Here is a 22,738-nt window from a genome sequence, read left to right as displayed (position 1 = left end):
GTGTGCTAGCCGACCAGCCGCTGCAGCGCATTACGCAGCCGCAGCATGCCTTCGGCAATATCCGCCTCATCGATGATCAGACTGGGCGCCAGCCGCATCACATCCGGCCCGGCCTGCAACACCAGCAAGCCCTCTTCCTGCGCCAGCACCTGAATATCCTTGGCCTTACCGCGCCACTGCTCAGCCATCACGGCGCCCAGCAGCAGACCACGCCCGCGAATGCTGGAAAAAACCCCGAACTCGCTGGCCATGGCCTCAAGCTCGTTCACCAGTAGCGCATTGCGCTGCACCACGCCGTCCAGCACCTCGGGCGTGTTGACAATATCCAGCACGCGACCGGCAACTGCACAGGCCAAGGGGTTACCCCCATAGGTACTGCCATGGGTGCCGACGGCCAGGTGTTCGGCCACCGCCGCGGTGGTCAACATGGCCGACACCGGGAAGCCGCCTCCCAGACTTTTGGCACTGGTGAGAATGTCAGGCTGCACGCCACTGTGCATGTAAGCAAACAGCTTGCCAGTCCGGCCCATGCCACTCTGCACTTCGTCAAATACCAGCAGCGCGTTGTGCTTGTCGCACAGCGCCCGCACCTGGCGCAGGTAGTCGTCGCTGGCGGGAATCACCCCGCCCTCGCCTTGCACCGGCTCCAGCACCACCGCACAGGTGTGCTCCGACATCACCGCTTCCAGCGCGGCGATATCCTGGTAGGGCACATGGCTGATGCCACCCAGGGCCGGGCCAAAGCCTTCGGAGTACTTGGGCTGACCGCCGACACTGACGGTAAACAACGAGCGCCCGTGAAAACTGTTGCTGCAGGCAATGATCTGGTGCTTCTGCGCACCGTGCAGGTTGTGCGCCCAGCGCCGCGCCAGCTTGAACGCCGCTTCATTGGCCTCAGCGCCCGAGTTGGCAAAAAAGACCTTGTCGGCAAAGGTAGCCTTTACCAGTTTATCGGCCAGCACCAGCGCCGGTTCGTTGGTCATGATGTTGGAGACATGCCACAGACGCCCGGCCTGTTCGGTCAGCGCTTCGATCAGCGCTGGATGAGCATGCCCCAGCGCGTTGACAGCAATGCCGCCAGCCAGATCAACATATTCTCGATCCTGCTGATCCCACAGGCGCGAACCGGCACCACGGACGGGCACCATGTTCACCGGCGCATAATTGGGCACCATAACCCGATCAAAATCAGACCGACCGATCTCTGCTGACACTGTCATCTCCTTTCTCTGCAGGGCGCGTCTTCAGTGACGCGCGTTAAATTCGTTAGTCACCCGACGCCACCCGCCGGGTTTCAGGGTTCTTTCACCGCGCCCTCGGCGGCCTGTTGGGCGCGGCGCTGGTTGCGATCCTCTCGCGGTGTGACGCCAAAGCAGTTGCGGTAGGCACTGGAAAAGTGCGGCCCCGACGAAAAACCGCAGGACAGGCCGATCTGAATGATCGACTTGCTGGTCTGCAACAGCATTTGCCGCGCCCGGTTGAGGCGCAATTCAAGGTAATACTGCGAGGGTACGCTGTTGAGATACTGCTTGAAAATGCGCTCAAGCTGACGCCGCGAGACGCACACGTGGCGCGCGATTTCATCGGTAGTGAGCGGCTCCTCGATGTTCGACTCCATCAAAATGACCGCCTGGGTCAGCTTCGGGTGGCTGCTGCCCAACCGGTTACGCAGCGGCATGCGCTGACGCTCGCTACCATCGCGAATGCGCTCGACCACCAGGTCCTCGGCCACCAGCGCGGCCAGATCCTGCCCCTGCTCCTGCGCCACCAGCGTCAGAAACAGGTCCGTGGTGGCATGCCCGCCGCTGCTGGAACCCAGCTGGCCCGACAGCTCAAACAAGTGCGTTGTGGCCTCCACCTGCGGAAAGCGTTCACGAAACTCGTCCAGCATGCGCCAGTGCACAGCGCAGCGGTGCTGGTCGAGCAACCCGGCCTGGGCCAGGGCCGCCGCTCCCGCCTCCAGCCCGCCCAGCAACACACCGGTCGCCGCTACTTGTCGCAGTTGCCCGAGCAACTGGGCAGACAGCAAGTCGACCGCCGACAGTTGGTCGGCCACCAACCACAATTGCGCCAAGCCCTCAACGTTCGCCTGCCAAGGCGCCGCCGCCAGGCTCAGACCATCGTCCGCCTGCAGCAGCCCATCGTCCAGCGTATAACTTTCAGCCGCGTAACACTGTTGCTCGGCCATGCGATTGGCCGAGAGCAGCACCGACAACGCCGGCATGACCGCGCCCGGGTGCGTGCCGGGCAGCAGCACAAAACCGACCCGGCGGACGTCAGTCGCCATGGCAAAGCCTGCTGATAAGCTGAAACCCGCGCATTGAGCCGCCGCGATCCTGTCCCCTGAATAGTCTCCGCATTGTGCCACAGCGCCGCGCGCCTGACACAGCCCACCAGCAGCAAAAATCGCGCGCACAAAAAAGGCGTGCACATGGCACGCCCTGGCAACGTAGCCGGCCTGCTGGCCGGCTGTGATTGCGGTGTTACTGGTAGGCTTCGAACAGGCCGGTTGCGCCCATGCCGCCGCCAACACACATGGTTACCACACCGTAACGCTTGCCGCGACGCTGCAGCTCGCGTACCAGATGGCCAACCTGGCGAGAGCCGGTCATACCAAAGGGGTGACCGATGGAAATAGAGCCACCGTTGACGTTGTACTTCTCGTTATCGATCTTGAGGAAGTCGCGCGCATACAGGCACTGGGAAGCAAAGGCTTCGTTCAGCTCCCACAGGTCGATGTCTTCCACGGTCAGACCGCGTGCTTTCAGCAGTTTGGGCACCGAGTAGACCGGGCCGATGCCCATTTCGTCGGGCTCGCAACCGGCTACCGCAAAACCGCGGAAGTAAGCCAGCGGCTTAAGACCCAGCTCCAGCGCCTTGTCGAGGCTCATCAGCAGCGTCATGGACGCACCATCAGACAGCTGCGAAGCGTTACCAGCAGTTACCGAACCGTCTTCGGCGAAGACCGGCTTGAGGCTGTTCAGACCTTCCAGGGTGGTCTCCGGACGGTTGCACTCGTCACGGTCAACCACGCCATCAACCACGCTGACTTCGCCGGTGGCCTTGTCCTGCACCTGGTATTTGACGTTCATCGGTACGATTTCGTCGTCGAACAGACCTTCAGCCTGGGCACGCGCGGTGCGTTGCTGGCTCTGCAGCGCGTACTCATCCTGCTGCTCGCGGGTGACGTTGTAACGACGCGCAACGATCTCGGCAGTCTGGCCCATGGGGTAGTAGATACCCGGAAAGTCTTTTTCCAGAATCGGGTTGACGAAGTTATCGGTGTTACGGCTCTTGGCGGTCATGGTGATGGACTCAACACCACCGGCAACGATGGCATCGGAGCAGCCCGATGCAATCTGGTTGGCCGCGATGGCGATGGATTGCAGACCCGAGGAGCAGTAACGGTTCAAGGTCATGCCAGCGACGTCGATACCCATTTTGGACAGCACGGCAACGTTACGGCCGATGTTGTGGCCCTGTGCGCCTTCATTGGAGCCGGCACCAACGATGCAGTCGTCGATCATCTTGGGATCAATACCGGTGCGTTCGATCAGCGCGTTGACACAATGCGCCGCCATGTCATCCGGGCGGGTAATGTTGAACTTGCCACGGAATGACTTGGCCAGACCGGTCCGTACACTGTCGACAATAACGACGTCACGCATGCTTGTAACCTCACATCAGCAGGGGGTGTAACGAATACCGACTGCCGTGCAGGCCGAGTATTCGTGGAAAAAGGCTGCGCGCGACACCCGCCGCGGCTACCAGAGGCGAACAAGCATAATGACCCGAAGGGCCGGGGTAAACACAATAGACCGGCGTGATAAAGCGCCATTTGAAGCGCAGCGCCCGACCACCAGCCGCGACTGATCGGTCAGGCGCATGCCTGCAGCTCAGCCCTGTTGCAGGCGCCGCGCCGCCAGTTTGAACATTTCCTGATAGATCACCTGCGGGTCGGCGCGCTTTTGCTCCAGCGCCAGGCGGCCGCGTTCGTGCGGCAGAATCATGAAGCGGTCTGCCTCGCTTTCGCGATAGGTGATGTCGGCCACATCGGCGGCACTGATGGGTGAGCTTTCCAGCAGCTTCGCCATGTCGTTTTTCGATTGATGATCCGGCCCGTGGTAGGAGTCCAGCAGGTTGGTCTGAAAGAAAGACGGACAAACCACACTGACCTTGATGCCCAGCGGCTGCAACTCAGCCAGAAGACTCTCCGACAACGCCACCACGCCCGCCTTGGCAACGTTGTAATTGCTCATCCCCGGTGTCTGGATATGCGCCGCCATCGAGGCAATATTGATGATGCGGCCATTACCCTGGGCCAGCAGCAACGGCATGAAAGCCTTGCATCCCTTGACCACGCCAATGAGATTGATGCCGATCTGAAAGTCCCAGTCTTCCAGGCTCAGATCCCAGAACATGCCACCCGAGGCCACTCCGGCATTGTTGATCAACACATCCACACCACCAAAGCGCTCTTCACAGCTCTGCGCCAGCGCCGCCAACTGACTGAAATCGCGCACATCGCAGCGTTGACTGAAGCTCCAGCCGCCGGCATCCGCCACCAACTGGCGAGTTTCTTTCAAGCCGTCGTCATTAATGTCGGCCAGCGCCAGACGCGCGCCTTCTCGGGCATAGCGCAGCGCCAGTTCGCGCCCCAGCCCACTGCCGGCGCCGGTAATAACGACCCGTTGTCCTGTTGACTGCATGCCTGTTGATTCCATGAGAGTCCCTTAACTATCGAATACCGCTGTTTTTGTTGTTTTGTTCACGGCGAGCAGATGGCTCGTGGCCTCAGTCTAGCGACAAGCGGGGGCACAGGAAGGGAGAAAAGCGCGTTATAAACGGCATGAATCAAGCACACTACACGACTGCACGATGGTCCACATACTGCATTGCGAAGCGCCTCAGTGCGTGCGGTAATTACGCGCGTAAAGATCAGCGCCCATGGCGTTGATCTGGGCATCAATCAAGGCATCGAACGGCGCCAGCAATTGATCTACAGGCAGGCCAGGCTCCAGAATTCGCAGCGCCTCGACGCCCGCTTCGATAGTCGACAGCGCCCCTGGGTGCGGCACCTTGCGCAGCCGGTAACGACTGCGCAGCGACGCGGGCAGACTAACCCGCGGCAGCGCCTGCAAAGCCGGATTCACGTGCATCAATTTACGCGCCTTGCGCCAGGTGCCATCGAGCAATACCAGGCGTCGCGGCCGCGAATCCTCAGGCTGCGCACTGACCAGCGGCACGTCAGGGCCGGGAAACAACAGCTCGGTACGCCAGTGCGGGTCCTGCAGGGCGGCAAGCCACTGCGGGTGCTCGGCAAGGGATTCGGCGACCAGCAACTCGGCCTGCTGCAGCCCGAGCGCCAGCAGTCTGGCGGTATTGAGCGCGTGATGCCGCTCGGATGGGTGCTGCACGATAAGCAGCCGGGTGTGGCTATTAAGATTGGGGATCAGTGGGCACAAACACTGCTGCGCGGAACGCAAGCAACGCTCGCAACGCGGGCGAGCAGCCGATGGGCTGGAGCTGGACATAATGAGCCGCCTTTGTACACAGAGCGCTCATTATGCCTCAACTTATGGCAGCCTGACTCAGGGCTTGTTCTTGGTTTTCTGGATATCTTTCCAGATGAATAGGCCAACACCACCAAAAAAAGCCAGTATCAGGCCGACTGTAATCAAACCTGCTATTACCGCTGCATCAATGTACATGGGGCACCTCCTGCGTTATCCATGTACACAGGTTATGCCGACACCCAACGGGAAATATTGACCGGTATCAACGAAACCACAATCTAACCGGCAGGCGACTGGCGCCGCTTATCAGCGTGGCTTTTTCTTGCGCTTCTTGCCTTTTTTGCTCGCCGCCTTGGCGTTGGCTAACGGCAAGGCCTTGGCAAACGCACTGCGCATTGCATCCAGCTTGGCATCGTGAATATCGTGAATGCGCTCACGGCGCGCCTTGGCAAGATCAATAACCACGGCAGAATCGGATTTATCAGACATGCATTACACCTCTGACCGGAGGCCTCACTGGGGTGCGATGGCGCACAAGGGTTGCTTCATTCGCTCAGCCTATCACCGCATCAGACTTCTATGTCAACCAGCAGCCCCTTCTCTGGCAGGTCGAAGTTGCGCTCCTCCGGCGCCTGCTCCTGACGCGTGAAGCGCCGACGCTTGCGCCGCCGCTCAGGCCAGCGGCCTTTGTCGCGCTGACGACGCTCAACCGGTGCAGCCGTGGTTTGATCGACCGCGGTCGATTCGCGCGTCGGTTCCACCTGCCGCTTGAATTTGACCGGGTCATGCTGCGCCCCCGCGGGGGGAAGCCCTGGAATCAGCATAATGTGTAGCCTCGTGAAAGCCGACTCGACACCCTGTCAGCGGCTCTGTAGCAAAGTTGTCTACACTGTATCGACTGCAAAGATCGCGCCTTTACTGCAACAACTGTGATCTACGCCACATAATTGAATGTTTTTTAACCAGCTGTAAAGGCGAAAAGGGCCCCAGCCGCACAAACCCAAGGTTTCTGCCGGCGGGGTGATCGGGTAAGATGTGCGCCCTTTTTTTCGCACGGTCAGGAGAGAGGCATGGCAGGTTTTATCCCGGGACAGCGCTGGGTAAGTGACAGCGAATCGGAACTGGGGCTGGGCACAGTCCTCTCTCAGGACGATCGACTGGTGGTGGTGCTATATCCCGCCAGCGGCGAGACTCGTCACTACGCTCTGCGCAATGCGCCGCTCACCCGGGTGCGCTTCAGCCCCGGCGACAACATCAGCCACCACGAGGGCTGGAGCATTACCGTCAACGATGTCGGTGAAGAGAATGGCCTGCTGGTCTACAGCGGCCTGCGCGAGGATGGCAGCGAGGCAACCTTCGCCGAAACCATGCTCGACAACTTCATCCAGTTCCGCCTTGCCAGTGACCGGCTGTTCGCCAGCCAGATCGACGCACTCCCCTGGTTCAGCCTGCGTCATGAGAGTCTGCGCCACTTCTGCCGCATACAGCGCTCGCCACTGTTGGGCCTCGCCGGGGTACGTACCCAACCGATTGGTCACCAGTTGCACATCGCCCGCGATGTGGCCGACCGCATGGCACCACGGGTATTGCTGGCAGACGAGGTGGGCCTGGGTAAAACCATCGAGGCCGGCCTGGTGCTGCACCGCCAGATTCAGACCGGGCGCATCCGCCGCGTACTGATCGTGGTACCGGAGAACCTGCAGCACCAGTGGCTGGTAGAAATGCGCCGCCGCTTCAACCTGCAATTTGCCCTGTTCAACCCCGACCGCTGTGAAGGCGCCGAAGAGAACCCTTTCGAGGAAGAACAGCTCGCACTGATTTCCCTGGAATACCTGTTGGAGAACGACAAGGTCAGCGATTACCTGCAGCAGACCGATTGGGACATGCTGGTCGTTGATGAAGCGCACCACCTGGTCTGGGATGAAGACAAACCCAGCCCCGAGTACCAGCTGGTCGAAAGTCTGGCGCGGCAGATTCCCGCCGTACTGCTGCTGACGGCCACCCCCGAACAGTTGGGCCAGGCCAGTCACTTTGCCCGCCTGCGTCTGCTCGACCCCGACCGCTTCCACAACCTGCCCGAGTTCATCGCCGAGGCCGAGCGTTATCAGCCGGTCGCCGATGCGGTTCAGCACCTGCTCGAAGCAGATCAATTGACCGACGCCGACCACAGCGCCATCGTCGACTGGCTGGGCAATGGCGCCGAAGCGCAGCTGGCCGCCCTGAGCCAGCCCGGCGCAGCGGCAGACGAGGCGCGCGACAGCCTGGTGCGCCAACTGCTTGATCGCCATGGCACCGGTCGCGTGCTGTACCGCAACACCCGCGCCGCCATCTCCGGCTTCCCCGAACGTCAACTGCACGCCTACCCGCTACCCTGCCCTGCGCTGTACCAGGATCTGGAAGGTCGGGTCGCGCTTTACCCAGAGCAACCGTTGCAGGCCGATTTTGATGCCGCCGACACCCTGTGGTGGTTGGAAGATCCGCGCGTAGAGTGGCTGATAGACACCCTGAAACTGCTCAAGCGCAGCAAGGTGCTGGTAATCTGCGCCCACGCCGAAACCGCGCTGGACCTGGAAGACGCCCTGCGCGTGCGCAGCGGCGTGCCCGCTACCGTATTCCACGAAGGCATGAGCATCATCGAGCGGGACCGCGCCGCCGCCTTCTTCGCCGACGAAGAGTTTGGCGCCCAGGTGATGATCTGTTCGGAGATTGGCAGCGAAGGCCGCAACTTCCAGTTTGCACACCATTTGGTGATGTTCGACCTGCCCAGCCACCCCGACCTGCTGGAGCAGCGCATTGGCCGCCTGGACCGCATCGGTCAGCGTGAAACTATTCAGCTGCACGTGCCCTATTTGGAAGATACCGCGCAGCAGCGCCTGTTCGAGTGGTATCACCTCGCGCTCAACGCCTTCCAGGCCACCTGCCCTGCCGGCAACGCACTGCAACACGAGTTCGGCGGTGCCCTGCTGCAGCAACTGGATCATCCGGATGCCAAGGCCTGGGAAGCGCTGCTGGACACTGCGCGCAACCAGCGTCTGGCGACCGAACAGGAGCTGCACAACGGGCGTGACCGCCTGCTGGAACTGCATTCGCGCGGCCACCAGGATTCCGAGCAGATGATTGACGCCATCGAGCAGCAGGACAACGATTTTCAGTTGCCCATTTATATGGAGCGGCTGTTTGACGTCTTTGGCATCGACAGCGATGATCACTCCGATAACGCCCTGGTACTGCGCCCCGGCGAGCGCATGCTGGATGCCGGCTTCCCGCTCGGCGATGACGAAGGCGTGACCATTACCTACGACCGCGAGACGGCGCTCACCCGGGAAGACATGCAATTCCTTACCTGGGAGCACCCCATGCTGCAGGGCGGCATGGATCTGGTGCTGTCCGGCAGTATGGGCAACAGCTCCGTGGGCCTGCTCAAGAACAAGGCACTGAAGCCCGGCACCATGCTGCTGGAGTGCATCTACGTCTGCGAGGCCATCGCACCGCGCGCCCTGCAGTTGCAACGTTACCTGCCGCCTACGCCGATTCGCTGCCTGCTGGACACCAACGGCAACGACCTGGCCGCCAAGGTCAGTTTCGATACCCTGGATGCGCAGGTGGAATCCTTGCCGCGTCAGTTGGCCACCAAGATCGCCAAGACCCAGCGTGAGCCGGTAGAAAACCTGCTCAAACACGCCGAGGCAGCGGCGCAGGGTCAGCACCAGCAACTGGTGCAGGACGCGAGAGCGCGTTTCAGCCGTGAACTGGATGAGGAAATCCAGCGACTCAAGGCCCTGCAGGCGGTCAATCCCCTGGTACGTGACGATGAAATCAGCGCGCTGGAGCGCCAGTACGAACAGGGCAACCACGTGCTGCAGCAAGCCAAGCTGCGCCTGGATGCCATTCGTGTGCTGGTAGTAGGCTGACGCCCTCGCGGCTCAGGCGCCGCCCGCGTGGGAGTCGGTTTCGGCCGGTTCCTGCAGCGGGCAAACCAGACCGAGAAAGCGCTGCAGCGAGTCCGTCTTGGCCATCGCATCGCGGCGCCCCAGCTCAATCAACTCCTGGCAATACTCGGCCTCGAACAGCAGGTAACTGAGCACGCTGCCGCCTGACGCTCGGGTCGCACCACTGCCCCGCAAGAAAGCGCGCAGGCTGCGCGGCATGGCCTTGCGGTGACGCGCAGCAATCAGGTTCAGCGGTTCGCTGGGCGAGATGATCTGCACTTCTACCTGGCGCACCCCCTTGCCGGAGTGCCGCGACCCAGTCGGCAGATAGCCCGCCAATCGATTCATGCGCTCCAGCAGTTCGACATCAGCTTCCAGGTTATCCACAAAGGTACTGCTCAGCAGGTGACCGCCAATCTGCGCCAGCGTCGGTGGCAGCGCGGCGCGCAGGCGCGGGCCACGGCGACCGCCGGCCGGCTGGCTCGACAGGTTGTCGGAAACACCAATGACCAGTACCCGGTTGGCGCCCAAGTGCAGCGCCGGGCTGATCGGCGCCTGTTGGCGTACGGCGCCATCGCCAAACCATTCGCGGTTCAGCAGCACGGGCGGGAACACCAGCGGAATGGCCGAGGACGCCATCAGGTGCTCCAGCCCCAGCCGTGTCTGTACGCCAACGCGGCGGTGCCGCGCCCAGGGCGAGATGCGCTCCACCCCCTGATAGAAGTTGACCGAGTCAGCCGACTGATAACCAAAGGCGCTGACCGAAATCGCCCGCAATACGCCAGCGCTCAGGCTGTCGTCAATCTGGCCAAACTTGAGTGTGTGCTCCAGCAGATCACGCAGCGGTGCATTATCAAGCAGCGCCGTTGGCTGCTTGCTGGGCATCCCGAGCAGATTGGCCCGGGCCCAGCGCCATGCCTGTGCGGTGACGCCGAGCCAGTCGCTGCGATACACCTGCGCACAATGAAAGGACGACCAGACCTCCTGCAACCGAGCCACCCCGACACTGAAATCACGCGCGTGACTGGCCAGCGCCACCGCATTGATGGCACCAGCCGAGGTGCCGCAGATAACCGGAAAAGGGTTACTCGCACCCGCCGGCAGCAACTCCGCAATGACCGACAGCACGCCCACCTGATAGGCCGCTCGCGCGCCGCCGCCGGAGAGGATCAGCCCGGTGCAATCGCTCGGCCGCTGCATATGCATCATCGGCGGCTGCGCCGACGCCGCCGGCGGCGCTTGGCGTAAGGCCGGGCAACGCCTTCCGGGCGCGTCTTGAAGCGGCGATGCACCCACATGTACTGCTCGGGCTGCGCGGCCACCGCCTGTTCAACCCACTGATTGATGCGCACCGCATCGGCGGTATCGTCGCCGCCCGGGAAGTCCTGCAGCGGCGGATGAATAGTCAATTGATAGCCCTGCGCATGGGGCAGGCGGCGTTGGGTAAAGGGCACCACCTGCGCCTTGCCGAGCCGCGCGAAGGTACTGGTGGCCGTCACGGTCGCCGCCTCTACGCCAAACAGCGGAACGAACACACTGGCCTTGCGCCCGTAATCCTGATCGGGCGCATACCAGATAGCCCGACCGCTGCGCAGTGAGCGCATCATGCTGCGCACGTCCTCGCGCTCAACCGCCTTGGCATCGCGATTATGCCGCTCGCGACCACGACGCTGCACATAATCGAACGCGGCATTGCGATGCTCGCGGTACATGCCGTCGATGGTCACCACCTGCCCAAGCAGCGCCGCGCCAATTTCCAGAGTGGTGAAGTGCAACGACATCAGTACCACACCCTGCCCCTTGGCCGCCGCGTTCTGCAGGTGCTCGATACCCTCTATGTGCGCCAGGCGAGCCAGCCGGCGCTTGGGCCACCACCAGGCCATCGCCATTTCAAACAGAGCGATGCCGTTCGACGCAAAGTTCTCGCGCAGCAACTGCTCGCGCTGCAGCTGATTCATCTGCGGGAAGCATAATTGAAGATTGACCCGCGCCACCTCACGGCGATCGGCCATGAACCAGTACATGAGCTTGCCGAGCACGCGCCCCAGCCCCAGTAACAATGGATACGGCAGCTGAACAACCAGCCACAACAGCCCAAGCCCCAGCCACAATAGCCAATAACGAGGGTGCAACAGGGCTCGGGTAAAAACCGCGTGATCCATTGAGATATCCATTTGTGCAAAAGCCACATTCTAACCAAGCCGCACACGGCTTGCGATCAGCGTAGTCAATCTATATAAGTGTGCCCATTAATGCGAAACGGAAAGATCATGACTGCTGACACCACGCTGGACCTGCTCGACAACGACCCGGTATTTCACCTCAAGGGCGGCATGCTGACCATGACGGTTGTCGAATTGGCCCGCCTGTCCCACGACCATTTTGCGCGTCAACTGGCCGAAAAGGTCGAGCAAGCGCCCAACTTCTTTGTTGATACCCCGGTGGTGATCGCGCTCGACAAACTGGCCGACAAGATCGACGCCGCGGCCTTGAAAACCCTGCTGGCTACCTGCCGTCAGCACGGCCTGCAGCCAGTCGCGCTGCGCGGTGGCGAAGACTTCCGCCCGCTGGCGCAAAGCGCCGGCATGGTCCTGGTGCCGGTCGGGCGCCAGCGTGAGAAAGTGATCGAGACTCCGGCCCCGGCACCCAAGCCGGCGCCCAAGCCGGCGCCCGCGCCCTCAATCGAAGCGCCACAGCCGGTACTCGGCGGTGGCAAGTTGATTACCGAGCCGGTTCGCTCCGGGCAGCAGGTCTACGCCCGCGGTGGCGATCTGGTGGTGATGGCGCCGGTCAGCGCCGGTGCCGAACTGCTGGCCGATGGTCACATTCACGTCTACGGCCCCCTGCGCGGCCGCGCCTTGGCCGGCGTGCAGGGCAACAGCGAAGCGCGCATTTTCTGTCAGAACCTTGAGGCTGAGCTGGTGTCTATCGCCGGGCAATACAAGGTCGCAGAAGATTTGCGCAAAGAGCAACACTGGAAACAGGCAGTACATATCACTTTGGCCGGTGACAGCTTGAAGATCACCAGCCTTTAACAGATACTGTTCAGCCATTCGGGGGTGCCCGCCAAACGTGGCTTCTGGCCAACATCTGGGCTCCCCCAAGACAGCACTTTTTCGCGTTGCAAGCATCGTTTTCAGCGCCGCACTCCACCATTAGAGAAATTCGACAGGAAGGTCATTTTGGCAAAGATCATCGTCGTCACATCAGGCAAGGGCGGGGTGGGCAAAACCACCACCAGCGCCGCCATCGGTACCGGTTTGGCACTGCGCGGCTTCAAGACAGTCATCGTCGACTTCGACGTAGGGCTGCGTAACCTTGACCTGATCATGGGTTGCGAACGGCGCGTGGTGTATGACTTCGTCAATCTGATCAACGGCGACTCCAACCTGAATCAGACCCTGATCAAGGACAAGCGCTCCGACAACCTGTTCATCCTGCCGGCCTCGCAAACGCGGGATAAAGACGCACTGACCCCCGAGGGCGTCGAGCGCGTGCTGAACGAATTGAAGGAAACCTTCGATTACATCGTCTGCGACTCCCCTGCTGGTATCGAGAAAGGCGCTCACCTGGCTATGTATTTTGCCGATGAAGCCGTTGTAGTCACCAACCCCGAGGTCTCCTCGGTGCGTGACTCAGACCGTATGCTGGGGCTGCTGGCAAGCAAGTCCAAGCGCGCCGAAGGCGGCGAGAAAATCAAGGAACACCTGCTGCTGACCCGCTACAACCCAGAGCGCGTCGAAAACGGCGAAATGCTCTCGGTCAGCGATGTGGAAGATATTCTGTCGATCCCCTTGCTGGGCGTAATCCCAGAGTCCCAGGCGGTGCTGAAAGCCTCCAACCAGGGCGTGCCGGTGATCATGGACGACAAGAGCGACGCCGGTCAGGCCTACGCTGATGCCGTAGAGCGCCTGTTGGGCAAGGATATGCCACACCGCTTCCTCGAACTGCAGAAGAAGGGGCTGCTGCAGCGCCTGTTCGGAGGTCGCTAAATGAGCATCTTCGACTACTTCCGCGACCGCAAGAAGCCGGCGACGGCTTCTATCGCCAAAGAGCGCCTGCAGATCATAGTCGCCCACGAACGTGGCCAGCGTAACCAGCCCGACTACCTGCCACAGTTGCAGCAGGAAATCATCGACGTGATCAGCAAGTACGTGCAGATTGATCGTGAACAGGTGCATGTGGCGCTCGACAACCAGGATGACTGCTCTATCCTCGAGCTGAACATCACCCTGCCCGAACGCCCCTGAAGACTATGCGCCACCCGATCAAGGGTGGCGCAGCGGAACCCCCATGCCCCTGACCGATATCGGCATCCTGCATCAGGATCCGGCCTTTCTGATCGTCAACAAACCTACTCTACTGCTGTCTGTGCCCGGCCGCGCCGAGGATAACAAGGATTGCCTGATCACTCGCCTGCAGGACAATGGTTACCCCGAGGCGCGCATCGTACATCGCCTCGACTGGGAAACCTCCGGCCTGCTGGTGATCGCCCGCAATCCTGACGCGCATCGCGAGCTGTCTCGCCAGTTTCACGACCGCGAGACCGAGAAGACCTATATCGCGCTGTGCTGGGGGCAACCGGAAACGGATTCCGGGCACATCGACCTGCCGCTGCGCTATGATCCACCCAACAAGCCAAGACACATCGTAGATCACGAGCTGGGCAAGCATGCGCAGACCTTCTGGCGGGTGACCGAGCGGTATCAGGATTATTGCCGCGTCGAGCTGACGCCCATTACCGGACGCTCGCATCAGTTGCGTGTGCACATGCTCGCCATCGGCCATCCGCTGCTGGGCGACCGCCTTTACGCGCATGAGCCAGCGCTGCAGGCCTGTCCGCGCCTGGCGTTGCACGCAGCGCGGCTGGTCATCAGCCACCCGGAAAGTGGCGAGCGCATGGCCTTCGAGTGCCCCAGCCCGTTTTGAACCAATTGCCATTCAGGAGTCCGGCATGTCGCACACCGCCTTGAATCAGGATCTGGCCGACTTCATCAGCCAGTCACCCACACCTTTCCACGCGACCGCCAGCCTGCGCCAGAGGCTGCTGGAGGCGGGTTATACCGCTTTGGATGAGCGCTCAGACTGGCAACTCGAGGCTGGCGGCAAATACCTGGTAACGCGCAATGACTCCTCGCTGATTGCCTTTCAGCTGGGCGATGCGGACAACTTCGAGCGCGGCATTCGTCTGGTCGGCGCACACACCGACAGCCCATGCCTGCGGGTTAAACCGCAGCCGGAACTGAACCAGCAGGGCCTTTGGCAACTGGGCGTGGAAGTTTATGGCGGCGCCCTGCTCGCGCCCTGGTTCGACCGCGACCTGTCGCTGGCGGGTCGCGTCAGCTTCCGCGATGGCGCAGGACGTATCGCCAGCCGCCTGATCGACTTCAAACGGCCGATTGCGGTGATCCCCAATCTGGCGATTCACCTCAACCGCGGCGTCAACGACGGCCAGCCGATCAACGCGCAGACCGATCTGCCGCCGGTGTTGGCGCACAGCCTCGATCCGGTGCGCGATCTGCGCAGTTTGCTGGCCGAGCAGCTCCAGCGCGAACACCCCGATTGCGCCGAGGCGACCGTGCTCGACTACGAGCTGAGCTTCTACGATACCCAGCCACCGGCCACCATCGGCCTGGACAACGATTTTTTCAGTGCTGCCCGGCTGGACAACCTGTTGTCCTGCCACGCCGGCCTGACCGCACTGCTCGACGCCAGCCCCGAGCAAGCCTGTCTACTGGTCTGTACTGACCATGAAGAGATCGGCTCCAGCTCTTGCTGCGGCGCCGATGGGCCGTTTCTTGAAGATGTGCTCTGCCGCCTGATACCCGATGCCACTCGGCGGGTGCAGGTCATTCAGCGCTCGCTGCTGGTCTCGGCCGACAACGCCCATGCCGTGCACCCCAATTACGCGGCACGCCACGACGAAAATCATGGCCCGAAACTGAACGCCGGCCCGGTGATCAAGATCAACAGTAACCAGCGCTACGCCACCAACAGCGAAACCGCCGCCTTCTTCCGCCAGCTGTGCGCTGCGGCCAAGGTACCGGTACAGAGCTTTGTGGTACGCAGCGACATGGGCTGCGGCAGCACCATTGGTCCGATCACCGCCAGCCGCCTCGGCGTGCGCACCGTGGACATCGGCGCCCCGACCTTTGCCATGCACTCGATCCGTGAGCTGGCCGGCAGCCGCGATCCAGGGTATCTGACCGAGGTGTTGCGGCACTTTTTCAACAGTGCGCAGCTTATCTAGGGACTGTTGCCGCTCTGGCTCTGGCGACAACAAAAAACCCCGCCGCGCTCTCGGAGCGCGGCGGGGTTTTCTTTTTCCGGATCAGACTTCGCGCAGCAGGATGACCTTGCCAATCACTTGGTCGCTGGCCAGCTCATCGAAGGCCGCAGCGGCATCCTCAAAGCTGAAGGTCTTGGCCACCAGCGGTTTGAGTTCGCCCTTGGCGAACAACGGGATCAGGCGCTGCTCCATATCTGCCAGCAGGGTCGCCTTGAAATCGGCATCGCGCGTTCGCAGCGTCGAGCCAATCAGGCGCGTGCGCTTGACCAGCATCTTGGCCAGATCCAGTGTGGCCTCGCGGCCGCCCATCAGACCAATCAGCACCCAGCGGCCATCAACTGCCAACAGGTCAAGGTGGTCCGCGGCGTAGTTGGCGCCAACCGGATCCAGCACCACATCAAAGGGGCCGTCACTTTGCAGCGCAGCAATGCCGCCCTGACGCAGCGCACCGCCTTCGGCACCTAGCTCGATGCAGGCATCAAGTTTGTCCTGACTGCCCACGGTCACCCAGCAGGGGTTGCCTTGCGCTTTGCACAACTGAATCGCGGCGGTACCCACACCACTGGCGCCCGCATGAATCAGAACTTTTTCGCCCGCGCGGGCGTTGGCCAGCTCAAAAATGTTGAGCCAGGCTGTGCTGAACACCTCCGGGATGGCAGCCGCTTCTGCCCAGCTCAGATTGGCGGGCACCGAGAGCAGGTGACGCTCATCGACCACCACCTCCTCTGCCATGCCGCCACCAGCCAGCAGCGCGCAAACCCGATCACCCACGTGCCAGCGGGTGCCTTCGGCGACTTCAACGACTTCACCTGCACATTCCAGCCCCAATACGCTGGTGACACCTGCGGGTGGCGGATACATACCGGCCTTCTGCAACAGGTCGGCGCGGTTCAAACCCGCTGCCATGACCTTGACGCGAACCTGACCCGGCTCCAGCTTTTCCGATGTCTGCTGCTGCCAAACCAGTGCTCCGCCCTCGGCTTGCAATCCTCTCACACTGCCTCCATAGTTCATTCAATAGGTGAATACAGGCGGGAACTCAGTGCCCCGCACAACCTCTATAAAGCATACTCTCTCCGGATACGATACCCCAGATGAAAGGTTCCAACACCCTGCGCCAGTCCTGCCTGATAGCTCTGATGACCTTCAGCGCCACTACCTTTGCCGCAGAGAAGGCAGCACCGCTTGATCTTGATCAGCTGCAGCCCACGCGGGATCAGGTGGTCGCCAGCCTTAACACGGTCGAGCTACTGCGCCGTCATCACTACAATCGTACCCGCCTTGACGATGCGCTTTCCGCGCAGGTGTATGACACCTACCTGAAGCACCTGGATGCGCAGCGCAGCCTGTTTACCCAGCAAGACATCGACAGCTTTGCCGAGAATCGTCTGCGCATGGACGACCTCCTGCTCAGCGGAGACCTGAGTGTCGGTTTTGCCATGCACAAACGCCAGCTACAGCGTCTGGAACAGCGTTTGGACTTTTCACTGGAGCTGCTGCAAAACCAGTTGTCCGACCTCGACTTTTCTACTGACCAGGACATTCTGGTTGATCGTGAGGACGCTGCCTGGGCGAAGGATGACGATGCCCTGCATCTACTCTGGCGCGCGCAACTGAAGGATGAAGTACTGCGCCTGAAATTGTCCGGCAAGAACCTCGAGGATATTCAGAGCCTGCTGGTCAAACGCTACAAGGGCCAACAGATTCGCGTCAGCCAGACCCGCTCGGAAGACATCTTCCAGAACTACATCAACGCGCTGGCGCAGGTTTACGACCCGCACACCCAATATCTCTCACCGGAAAATGCCGAGAACTTCGACATCAATATGAGCCTCTCGCTGGAGGGGATCGGCGCGGTGCTGCAAAGTGATAACGAATACACCAAGATCATGCGCTTGGTGCCAGCTGGCCCCGCCCAGCGCAGCCAGCAGCTCGCCGCAGCCGACCGCATCGTCGGCGTTGCCCAGGCCGAAGACGAAATGGTTGACGTGATTGGCTGGCGCCTGGATGAAGTGGTCAAGCTGATCCGCGGCCCCAAAGGCTCCAACGTGCGCCTGGAAGTCATTCCGGCCAGCAACCCGCCGGGCGACATGAGCAGCAAAGTAGTCAACCTCACCCGAGAGGCTATCAAGCTTGAGGACCAGGCCGCCAAATCGCGGATTATAGACTTGAAGAATCAGGGCCACGATTACCGCATCGGCGTGATTGACCTGCCGGGCTTCTACCTTGATTTCAAGGCCTATCGTCAGGGCGATCCCGATTACCGCAGCACCACCCGTGACGTCCGCCGCCTGCTGGAAGAGCTGGAAAAACAGAAGGTCGACGGCGTGGTACTTGATCTGCGCGATAACGGCGGTGGCTCCCTGCAAGAGGCTACCGAGCTGACCGGCCTGTTTATCGACCAGGGCCCCACCGTACTGGTACGTAACACCGAGGGTGACGTACAGGTACTCGACGACCCCGAATCCGGCGTCACCTATAACGGCCCACTGGCGGTTCTGGTCAACCGGCTGTCAGCCTCGGCGTCGGAGATTTTCGCTGGCGCCATGCAGGATTATGGCCGCGCTCTGGTGATCGGCGAGCCCACTTTCGGCAAGGGCACGGTACAGTCGATTCAGCCACTCAACCACGGCGAGCTGAAGCTCACGCTGGCCAAGTTCTACCGGGTTTCCGGTCAGAGCACCCAGCACCGCGGTGTAGTACCCGACATCAGCTACCCCTCGCTGCTGGACAGCAAGGAAATCGGCGAAAGCGCCCTGCCGCATGCCATGCCCTGGGATACTATTCCGCCGGCGCGTTACAGCAGCAGCCAACAGCTCAAGCCTTTTGTCGCACAACTGCAAAAGAGCCATGAGACCCGTGCTGCCAAGGACCCCGATTTCATCTACACGCTGTCTCGCCTGGGGCTGGACGACGAGATTAAGGGCCGTGAGACCCTGCCGCTGAACGAAGCCAAGCGCAAGCAGCAGCTCAATGACTATGAGTCGCGCCTGCTGGTCATGGAAAACACCCGCCGCAACGCCAAGGGCGAAGAGCCTCTGGCATCGCTGGAGAAGGACGATCCGGCTGACGAGGTGGCGCTGAACACCAACGATGCAGACAAGGAACCCGATGCCTTCCTGGTCGAAACCGGGCAGATTCTGGTCGACCTGCTGCAACTGGAACATCAGGTCGCCAAAGCGGACTGAACCCTCCCTGACAGCGCTCGCTGTCACCTTTGTGTCATTTACTGATGGCACACTGCCCCGGTCAGGACAACTGCCCGCCAGTGTGCCCAATCAGCGCATCGCGGGCTGCCAGGACGGCAACAATCCATCGCCTGGGATCACCAATGACCGTTTCCGAACAACGCCAAGCGCTGCTCAGCATTCTCAACCGCGGCGCGGTTTCCACCCTGTTCCAGCCAATTGTCTCCAGTCTGGAGCAACGGGTAATCGGCTTTGAAGCACTGAGCCGCGGCCCGTCCGACAGCCCTCTGCATTCACCCCTGACGCTGTTTGCTGCCGCGCGCCATCACGGCATGCTCACCGAGCTTGAGATGCTCTGCCGCAGCCGTGCTATCAGTCGCTTTTGCGCCTTGGGCCTGCCGGGAAAGCTGTTTCTGAACATCTCCCCGGAAAGCCTGCTTGAGCAACAACACTACTCCGGCGGCACCCTCGCCCTGCTCGAATCCAGCGGACTGACCCCTGATCGCGTGGTAATCGAGCTCACCGAGCAAGCTCCCATTGACGACGTCAGCCTGCTGCAAACCGCCCTGCACCATTACCGTGACATGGGCTTTTCCATCGCGCTGGACGATCTTGGTGCCGGCTATTCCAGCCTGCGACTGTGGTCGGAACTGCAGCCGGAATACGTGAAGATTGATCGCCACTTTGTCGACAGCATCCATCAAGATCCCATCAAGCGTGAATTCGTCAGCTCCATCTTGCAAATGGCCAAAGCCTCACGCGCTCAGGTCATTGCCGAGGGCATAGAGCAGGCGGAAGAGCTGGCGGTGCTGGAGGAAATCGGCATCGATTGGGTACAGGGCTATTGGTTGGGACGCCCGGCGAATATTCCCGATATCAATCCCGAACAGCTGGCACAACGCCTGAACCAGGACCGCGCTGGCAGCAACGATGACGCACCCATTCATAGCCTGCTGCTGCCGATCCCCGGTCTGCATGAAAGCACCCCAGTACAAAAGGTACTCGAGTGCTTTCAACAGCAGCCAATGCTGAATACGCTGGCCATTCTTGACGACCATCAACGCCCCATCGGCGCCATCCAGCGGCACGCGCTCAGCCAGACCATGCTCAAACCGTTTGCGCAGGAGATCTACAACCGCAAGCCGATCCGCAAACTGATGGATGCCGACTGCCTGCTGGTCGATATTCGTCAGAGCCTGCAACGCGTCAGTCGACTGCTGACCAGCCGCGCTCGTCAGCGCCTGGAAGATGACTTCATCATCATTGACCAGGGCATTTACAAAGGCCTGGGACGCGGCATCGATGTATTGCGACAAATCACCGAACTCAAGTTGCAGCAGGCAAGACATGCCAACCCACTGACACTGCTACCGGGTAATATCCCCATCCAGCAGTGCCTGGAACGCCTGCTGGAGCAACAGGTGGACGCCCAGCTGTGCTACGTCGACCTGGACAATTTCAAGCCCTTTAACGATCTCTATGGCTACGGCAAGGGCGATGAACTGCTGCTCGCCCTGGCACAGCTGCTGCGCGAGCTCTGCGACCCGCAAAAGGACTTTGTCGGTCACATTGGCGGCGATGACTTTATGCTGGTCATGCGCAGCAAAGACTGGCGCCAACGCCTCAGCCAGCTGGACCAGCGCTTTCAGCAGCTATGCCACAGCCTTTATCGCCCGGAGCACATCGAGGGTCAGGGTTTCAGCGCACCCGACCGCGAAGGCCGCTGGCGCAAGCACGACCTGCTGAATCTCTCTATTGGCGTATTGCAGCTACGCGGTCAGCAGCAGCGCAAGCTGGACCCTGCGCTACTGGCAGAGCACGCGTCTCGCGCCAAGCATGAAGCCAAGAAAACCCGCGGTTTCAGCATCGCGCTCTCCAATGCTCTGCAGCACATCGACCGCAGCAGCCCTGAAGAGCCCGTCGATTTGCATTGCCAATCCCGCTGACGCGGCAATAGGCTAAGCTGACACCAGCGCGACTGATAACGGGTTTGCTGTGACACCAACGACGTTTCGACTGGCACTGGCCGGCCTCAGCCTGATAGCACCACCCTGCCTGAGCGAGCCTCTGCTCTGGGGCTTCTCGCCATCGGATCCGCCACCTTATGTGGAGGTCCAGGCTAACGAACTCCAGCACTCGCTAACCCGTGCCATTGGCGAGGCCGTTGCAGCCGCTTCAGGGCGTGACCTGAGCTTTGTTGCCACACCAAACAACCGGATTGACGAATCCCTGGCAAATGGCCGCATCCAGATCATTTGCAACACCCTGCCCGCCTGGCTGAACACACCGGACCAAGTGCTCTGGAGCCAAAGCCTGTACGAAGATGCCGACGTCGTGATTACTCGCCTGGCGCAACCCGCCCCGCACTCGGTAAGCGACCTGCAAGGCGCCATCATCGGCACCACTCTGGGCTATCACTATTCGCCTGCTATCACGGCTGCGTTCAACCAGCAGGCGATGGTTCGCCATGATGTTCGCGATCTGCCCACGCGGCTAAAGATGCTGGAACGCGAACGCCTGGACGCGGTAATAGACCTGCGCCGCGCGGTGTCTCACGTACTGCCCGAGAATCAGGCGACTTTTCGCATCAGCCAGTGGGAGGTGGAACACTTTGCGCTGCGCTGCGCCGTGGCCAACCCCGCCGACCGAGCTAGCCAGAAGTTGGTAAGACAGATCAACGAGATGATCAACAACGGCCAGATTCAGCAGATAGTTAAACGCTTTGACTGACGCACCCAGCGTTTCTGCGGTCTGCGTCCGCTTACCCACAGAACCTGTGGATAAGTCTGTGCAAAAAAACAGGAAAAGTGTCTCAAACGCCCGTAAGAAAGCGGCTGCAGACAAACAGGATAGTTTTTAACCAGAGAAAAAATTGATATTTTTCAGCCAGTTACAATGAACGCCGAGGATCATAAAAAAACCGGGAAGTAAACAGAAAGTGTTACCGCAAATTGTGCATAAGGGTAACACTTGAATGCCCGAGGGCCTTGCCTCGGGCATTGGGACGTGTTACCGCAATTATTCCTGACGCGGATTGATGGAGATCAGCTCCATCTCGAAAACCAGAATGGAGTTCGGCGGGATAACCGGACTCGGGCTGCGCTCACCGTAAGCCAGCTCGCTTGGCAGTGTGACCTTCCACTTGTCGCCGACATGCATCAGCTGAAGTGCTTCCATCCAGCCGGGAATCACGCCGTTGACTGGCAGTTCAGCCGGCTCGCCACGCTCAACCGAGCTGTCGAACACGGTGCCATCAACCAGCTTGCCTTCGTAGTGCACGACCACCACATCGTCCGCCGCTGGCTGCGGGCCTTCGGCGTCGCCAGCGTTCAGCACTTCATATTGCAGACCTGATTCGGTGGTGGTGACGCCGTCTTTGGCAGCGTTCTCTTCCAGATACTTCTGGTTGGCTTGCACTGCTTCGTCAGCCAGGCTCTTGGCACGCTCCTGAGCGCGCTCCTGCAGGGTGTTGAAGGCGGCAGTCAGCTCTTCGTCGCCTACGCGATGCTCAGCCTTGGCCAGTGCATCTTCAAGGCCCAGCGCGAGCGCCTGTGCGTCAATGTCATCCAGACCATCCTGCAGCAGGCTCTGACCCATGTTCAAACCAATACCATAGGAGGCTTGCTGGATGGGGGTAGTGAGTTCTGGTTCCTTTTCACAACCGGCCAATACAAGAACACCGACTGCAACACTGACTGCCAGCAGATTACGCTTCATGCTTACCTCAATCGACAGGCCCAAGCTGGGCGGAATAAAGCGATCAGCTTAACAGGGCTTGAAAGGTCAGGCTACTGGCTCGAAGACAAAGAAACAGAC

The 22,738-nt window shown here is 60.8% G+C and carries 21 protein-coding genes; 9 read left to right on the top strand and 12 right to left on the bottom strand.

Features of this window, described 5'->3' with window-relative positions:
* Window positions 1–5: 5 nt before the first annotated feature.
* The 8 genes from BLU26_RS18090 to BLU26_RS18060 all read right to left on the bottom strand — a co-directional run bounded on the left by BLU26_RS18090 (window position 6) and on the right by BLU26_RS18060 (window position 6,340).
* Window positions 6–1,220, bottom strand: a complete 1,215-nt coding sequence (locus BLU26_RS18090) for an aspartate aminotransferase family protein (RefSeq protein ID WP_092288226.1) — start codon at window positions 1,218–1,220, stop codon at window positions 6–8.
* Window positions 1,221–1,294: 74 nt separating this feature from the next.
* Window positions 1,295–2,287, bottom strand: coding sequence for a GlxA family transcriptional regulator (locus BLU26_RS18085; protein WP_331457162.1), 993 nt, complete (start codon window positions 2,285–2,287; stop codon window positions 1,295–1,297).
* 196 nt (window positions 2,288–2,483) lie between these two features.
* Complete coding sequence (locus BLU26_RS18080) at window positions 2,484–3,668, bottom strand: thiolase family protein (RefSeq protein ID WP_092288225.1); 1,185 nt, start codon at window positions 3,666–3,668, stop codon at window positions 2,484–2,486.
* Window positions 3,669–3,896: 228 nt separating this feature from the next.
* Window positions 3,897–4,709 (bottom strand): SDR family oxidoreductase, encoded by an 813-nt coding sequence (locus BLU26_RS18075; protein ID WP_092288224.1) that lies wholly within the window; start codon window positions 4,707–4,709, stop codon window positions 3,897–3,899.
* Window positions 4,710–4,907: 198 nt separating this feature from the next.
* Window positions 4,908–5,534, bottom strand: a complete 627-nt coding sequence (locus tag BLU26_RS18070) for a tRNA-uridine aminocarboxypropyltransferase (protein WP_092288223.1) — start codon at window positions 5,532–5,534, stop codon at window positions 4,908–4,910.
* 57 nt (window positions 5,535–5,591) lie between these two features.
* Window positions 5,592–5,711: a cytochrome c oxidase subunit CcoM gene (gene ccoM / locus BLU26_RS18860; protein WP_331457161.1), complete on the bottom strand. Its 120-nt coding sequence runs from the start codon at window positions 5,709–5,711 to the stop codon at window positions 5,592–5,594.
* Window positions 5,712–5,822: 111 nt separating this feature from the next.
* Complete coding sequence (locus BLU26_RS18065) at window positions 5,823–6,005, bottom strand: hypothetical protein (protein ID WP_092288222.1); 183 nt, start codon at window positions 6,003–6,005, stop codon at window positions 5,823–5,825.
* An 80-nt stretch (window positions 6,006–6,085) separates the two neighbouring features.
* Window positions 6,086–6,340, bottom strand: coding sequence for a hypothetical protein (locus BLU26_RS18060; RefSeq protein WP_092288221.1), 255 nt, complete (start codon window positions 6,338–6,340; stop codon window positions 6,086–6,088).
* Between the two features lie 246 nt (window positions 6,341–6,586).
* Here BLU26_RS18060 and rapA point away from each other — a divergent pair, with 246 nt between their 5' ends.
* On the top strand, window positions 6,587–9,427 hold the full coding sequence (gene rapA / locus BLU26_RS18055; RefSeq protein ID WP_092288220.1) for an RNA polymerase-associated protein RapA: 2,841 nt from the start codon (window positions 6,587–6,589) through the stop codon (window positions 9,425–9,427).
* Between the two features lie 12 nt (window positions 9,428–9,439).
* On the opposite strand, the gene BLU26_RS18050 is transcribed toward rapA, so the two are convergent.
* Both BLU26_RS18050 and BLU26_RS18045 read right to left on the bottom strand, forming a co-directional pair.
* On the bottom strand, window positions 9,440–10,654 hold the full coding sequence (locus tag BLU26_RS18050) for a patatin-like phospholipase family protein (protein ID WP_092288219.1): 1,215 nt from the start codon (window positions 10,652–10,654) through the stop codon (window positions 9,440–9,442).
* Window positions 10,651–11,607, bottom strand: coding sequence for a lipid A biosynthesis lauroyl acyltransferase (locus tag BLU26_RS18045; protein WP_092288218.1), 957 nt, complete (start codon window positions 11,605–11,607; stop codon window positions 10,651–10,653). Before BLU26_RS18045 ends, BLU26_RS18050 begins: the two co-directional genes overlap by 4 nt.
* A gap of 108 nt (window positions 11,608–11,715) precedes the next feature.
* Here BLU26_RS18045 and minC point away from each other — a divergent pair, with 108 nt between their 5' ends.
* From minC to BLU26_RS18020, 5 genes are all read left to right on the top strand, one after another.
* Complete coding sequence (minC, locus tag BLU26_RS18040; RefSeq protein WP_092288217.1) at window positions 11,716–12,480, top strand: septum site-determining protein MinC; 765 nt, start codon at window positions 11,716–11,718, stop codon at window positions 12,478–12,480.
* A 147-nt stretch (window positions 12,481–12,627) separates the two neighbouring features.
* Window positions 12,628–13,437, top strand: a complete 810-nt coding sequence (minD, locus tag BLU26_RS18035) for a septum site-determining protein MinD (RefSeq protein ID WP_092288216.1) — start codon at window positions 12,628–12,630, stop codon at window positions 13,435–13,437.
* Window positions 13,438–13,695: a cell division topological specificity factor MinE gene (gene minE, locus BLU26_RS18030; RefSeq protein WP_092288215.1), complete on the top strand. Its 258-nt coding sequence runs from the start codon at window positions 13,438–13,440 to the stop codon at window positions 13,693–13,695. It begins immediately after the preceding gene.
* A 43-nt stretch (window positions 13,696–13,738) separates the two neighbouring features.
* Complete coding sequence (locus BLU26_RS18025) at window positions 13,739–14,374, top strand: RluA family pseudouridine synthase (RefSeq protein ID WP_092288214.1); 636 nt, start codon at window positions 13,739–13,741, stop codon at window positions 14,372–14,374.
* Between the two features lie 25 nt (window positions 14,375–14,399).
* A complete protein-coding gene (locus BLU26_RS18020) occupies window positions 14,400–15,695 on the top strand; it encodes a M18 family aminopeptidase (protein WP_092288213.1) in 1,296 nt (431 codons plus the stop codon).
* A gap of 81 nt (window positions 15,696–15,776) precedes the next feature.
* Here BLU26_RS18020 and BLU26_RS18015 read toward each other — a convergent pair whose 3' ends face one another.
* Window positions 15,777–16,730, bottom strand: a complete 954-nt coding sequence (locus BLU26_RS18015; protein WP_407920334.1) for an NAD(P)H-quinone oxidoreductase — start codon at window positions 16,728–16,730, stop codon at window positions 15,777–15,779.
* 98 nt (window positions 16,731–16,828) lie between these two features.
* Between BLU26_RS18015 and BLU26_RS18010 the strand changes: the two genes are divergently transcribed.
* The 3 genes from BLU26_RS18010 (at window position 16,829) to BLU26_RS18000 (ending at window position 21,652) form a co-directional block, all read left to right on the top strand.
* The gene (locus BLU26_RS18010; protein WP_092288211.1) at window positions 16,829–18,922 is read left to right on the top strand and encodes a carboxy terminal-processing peptidase; all 2,094 of its coding nucleotides are present in this window, start codon (window positions 16,829–16,831) and stop codon (window positions 18,920–18,922) included.
* Between the two features lie 143 nt (window positions 18,923–19,065).
* Entirely contained in the window at window positions 19,066–20,868 is a 1,803-nt protein-coding gene (locus tag BLU26_RS18005) for a GGDEF domain-containing protein (protein WP_092288210.1), read from the top strand.
* 49 nt (window positions 20,869–20,917) lie between these two features.
* Window positions 20,918–21,652 (top strand): substrate-binding periplasmic protein, encoded by a 735-nt coding sequence (locus tag BLU26_RS18000; RefSeq protein ID WP_092288209.1) that lies wholly within the window; start codon window positions 20,918–20,920, stop codon window positions 21,650–21,652.
* A 288-nt stretch (window positions 21,653–21,940) separates the two neighbouring features.
* On the opposite strand, the gene BLU26_RS17995 is transcribed toward BLU26_RS18000, so the two are convergent.
* Complete coding sequence (locus BLU26_RS17995) at window positions 21,941–22,639, bottom strand: FKBP-type peptidyl-prolyl cis-trans isomerase (protein ID WP_092288208.1); 699 nt, start codon at window positions 22,637–22,639, stop codon at window positions 21,941–21,943.
* Window positions 22,640–22,738 lie beyond the last annotated feature (99 nt).

This window comes from Halopseudomonas sabulinigri (genome assembly GCF_900105255.1).
In the GTDB taxonomy this organism is placed as follows: domain Bacteria; phylum Pseudomonadota; class Gammaproteobacteria; order Pseudomonadales; family Pseudomonadaceae; genus Halopseudomonas; species Halopseudomonas sabulinigri.
The sequence above is the reverse complement of the archived record's forward strand: the minus strand, read 5'-3'. Positions and strand labels throughout refer to the sequence as shown.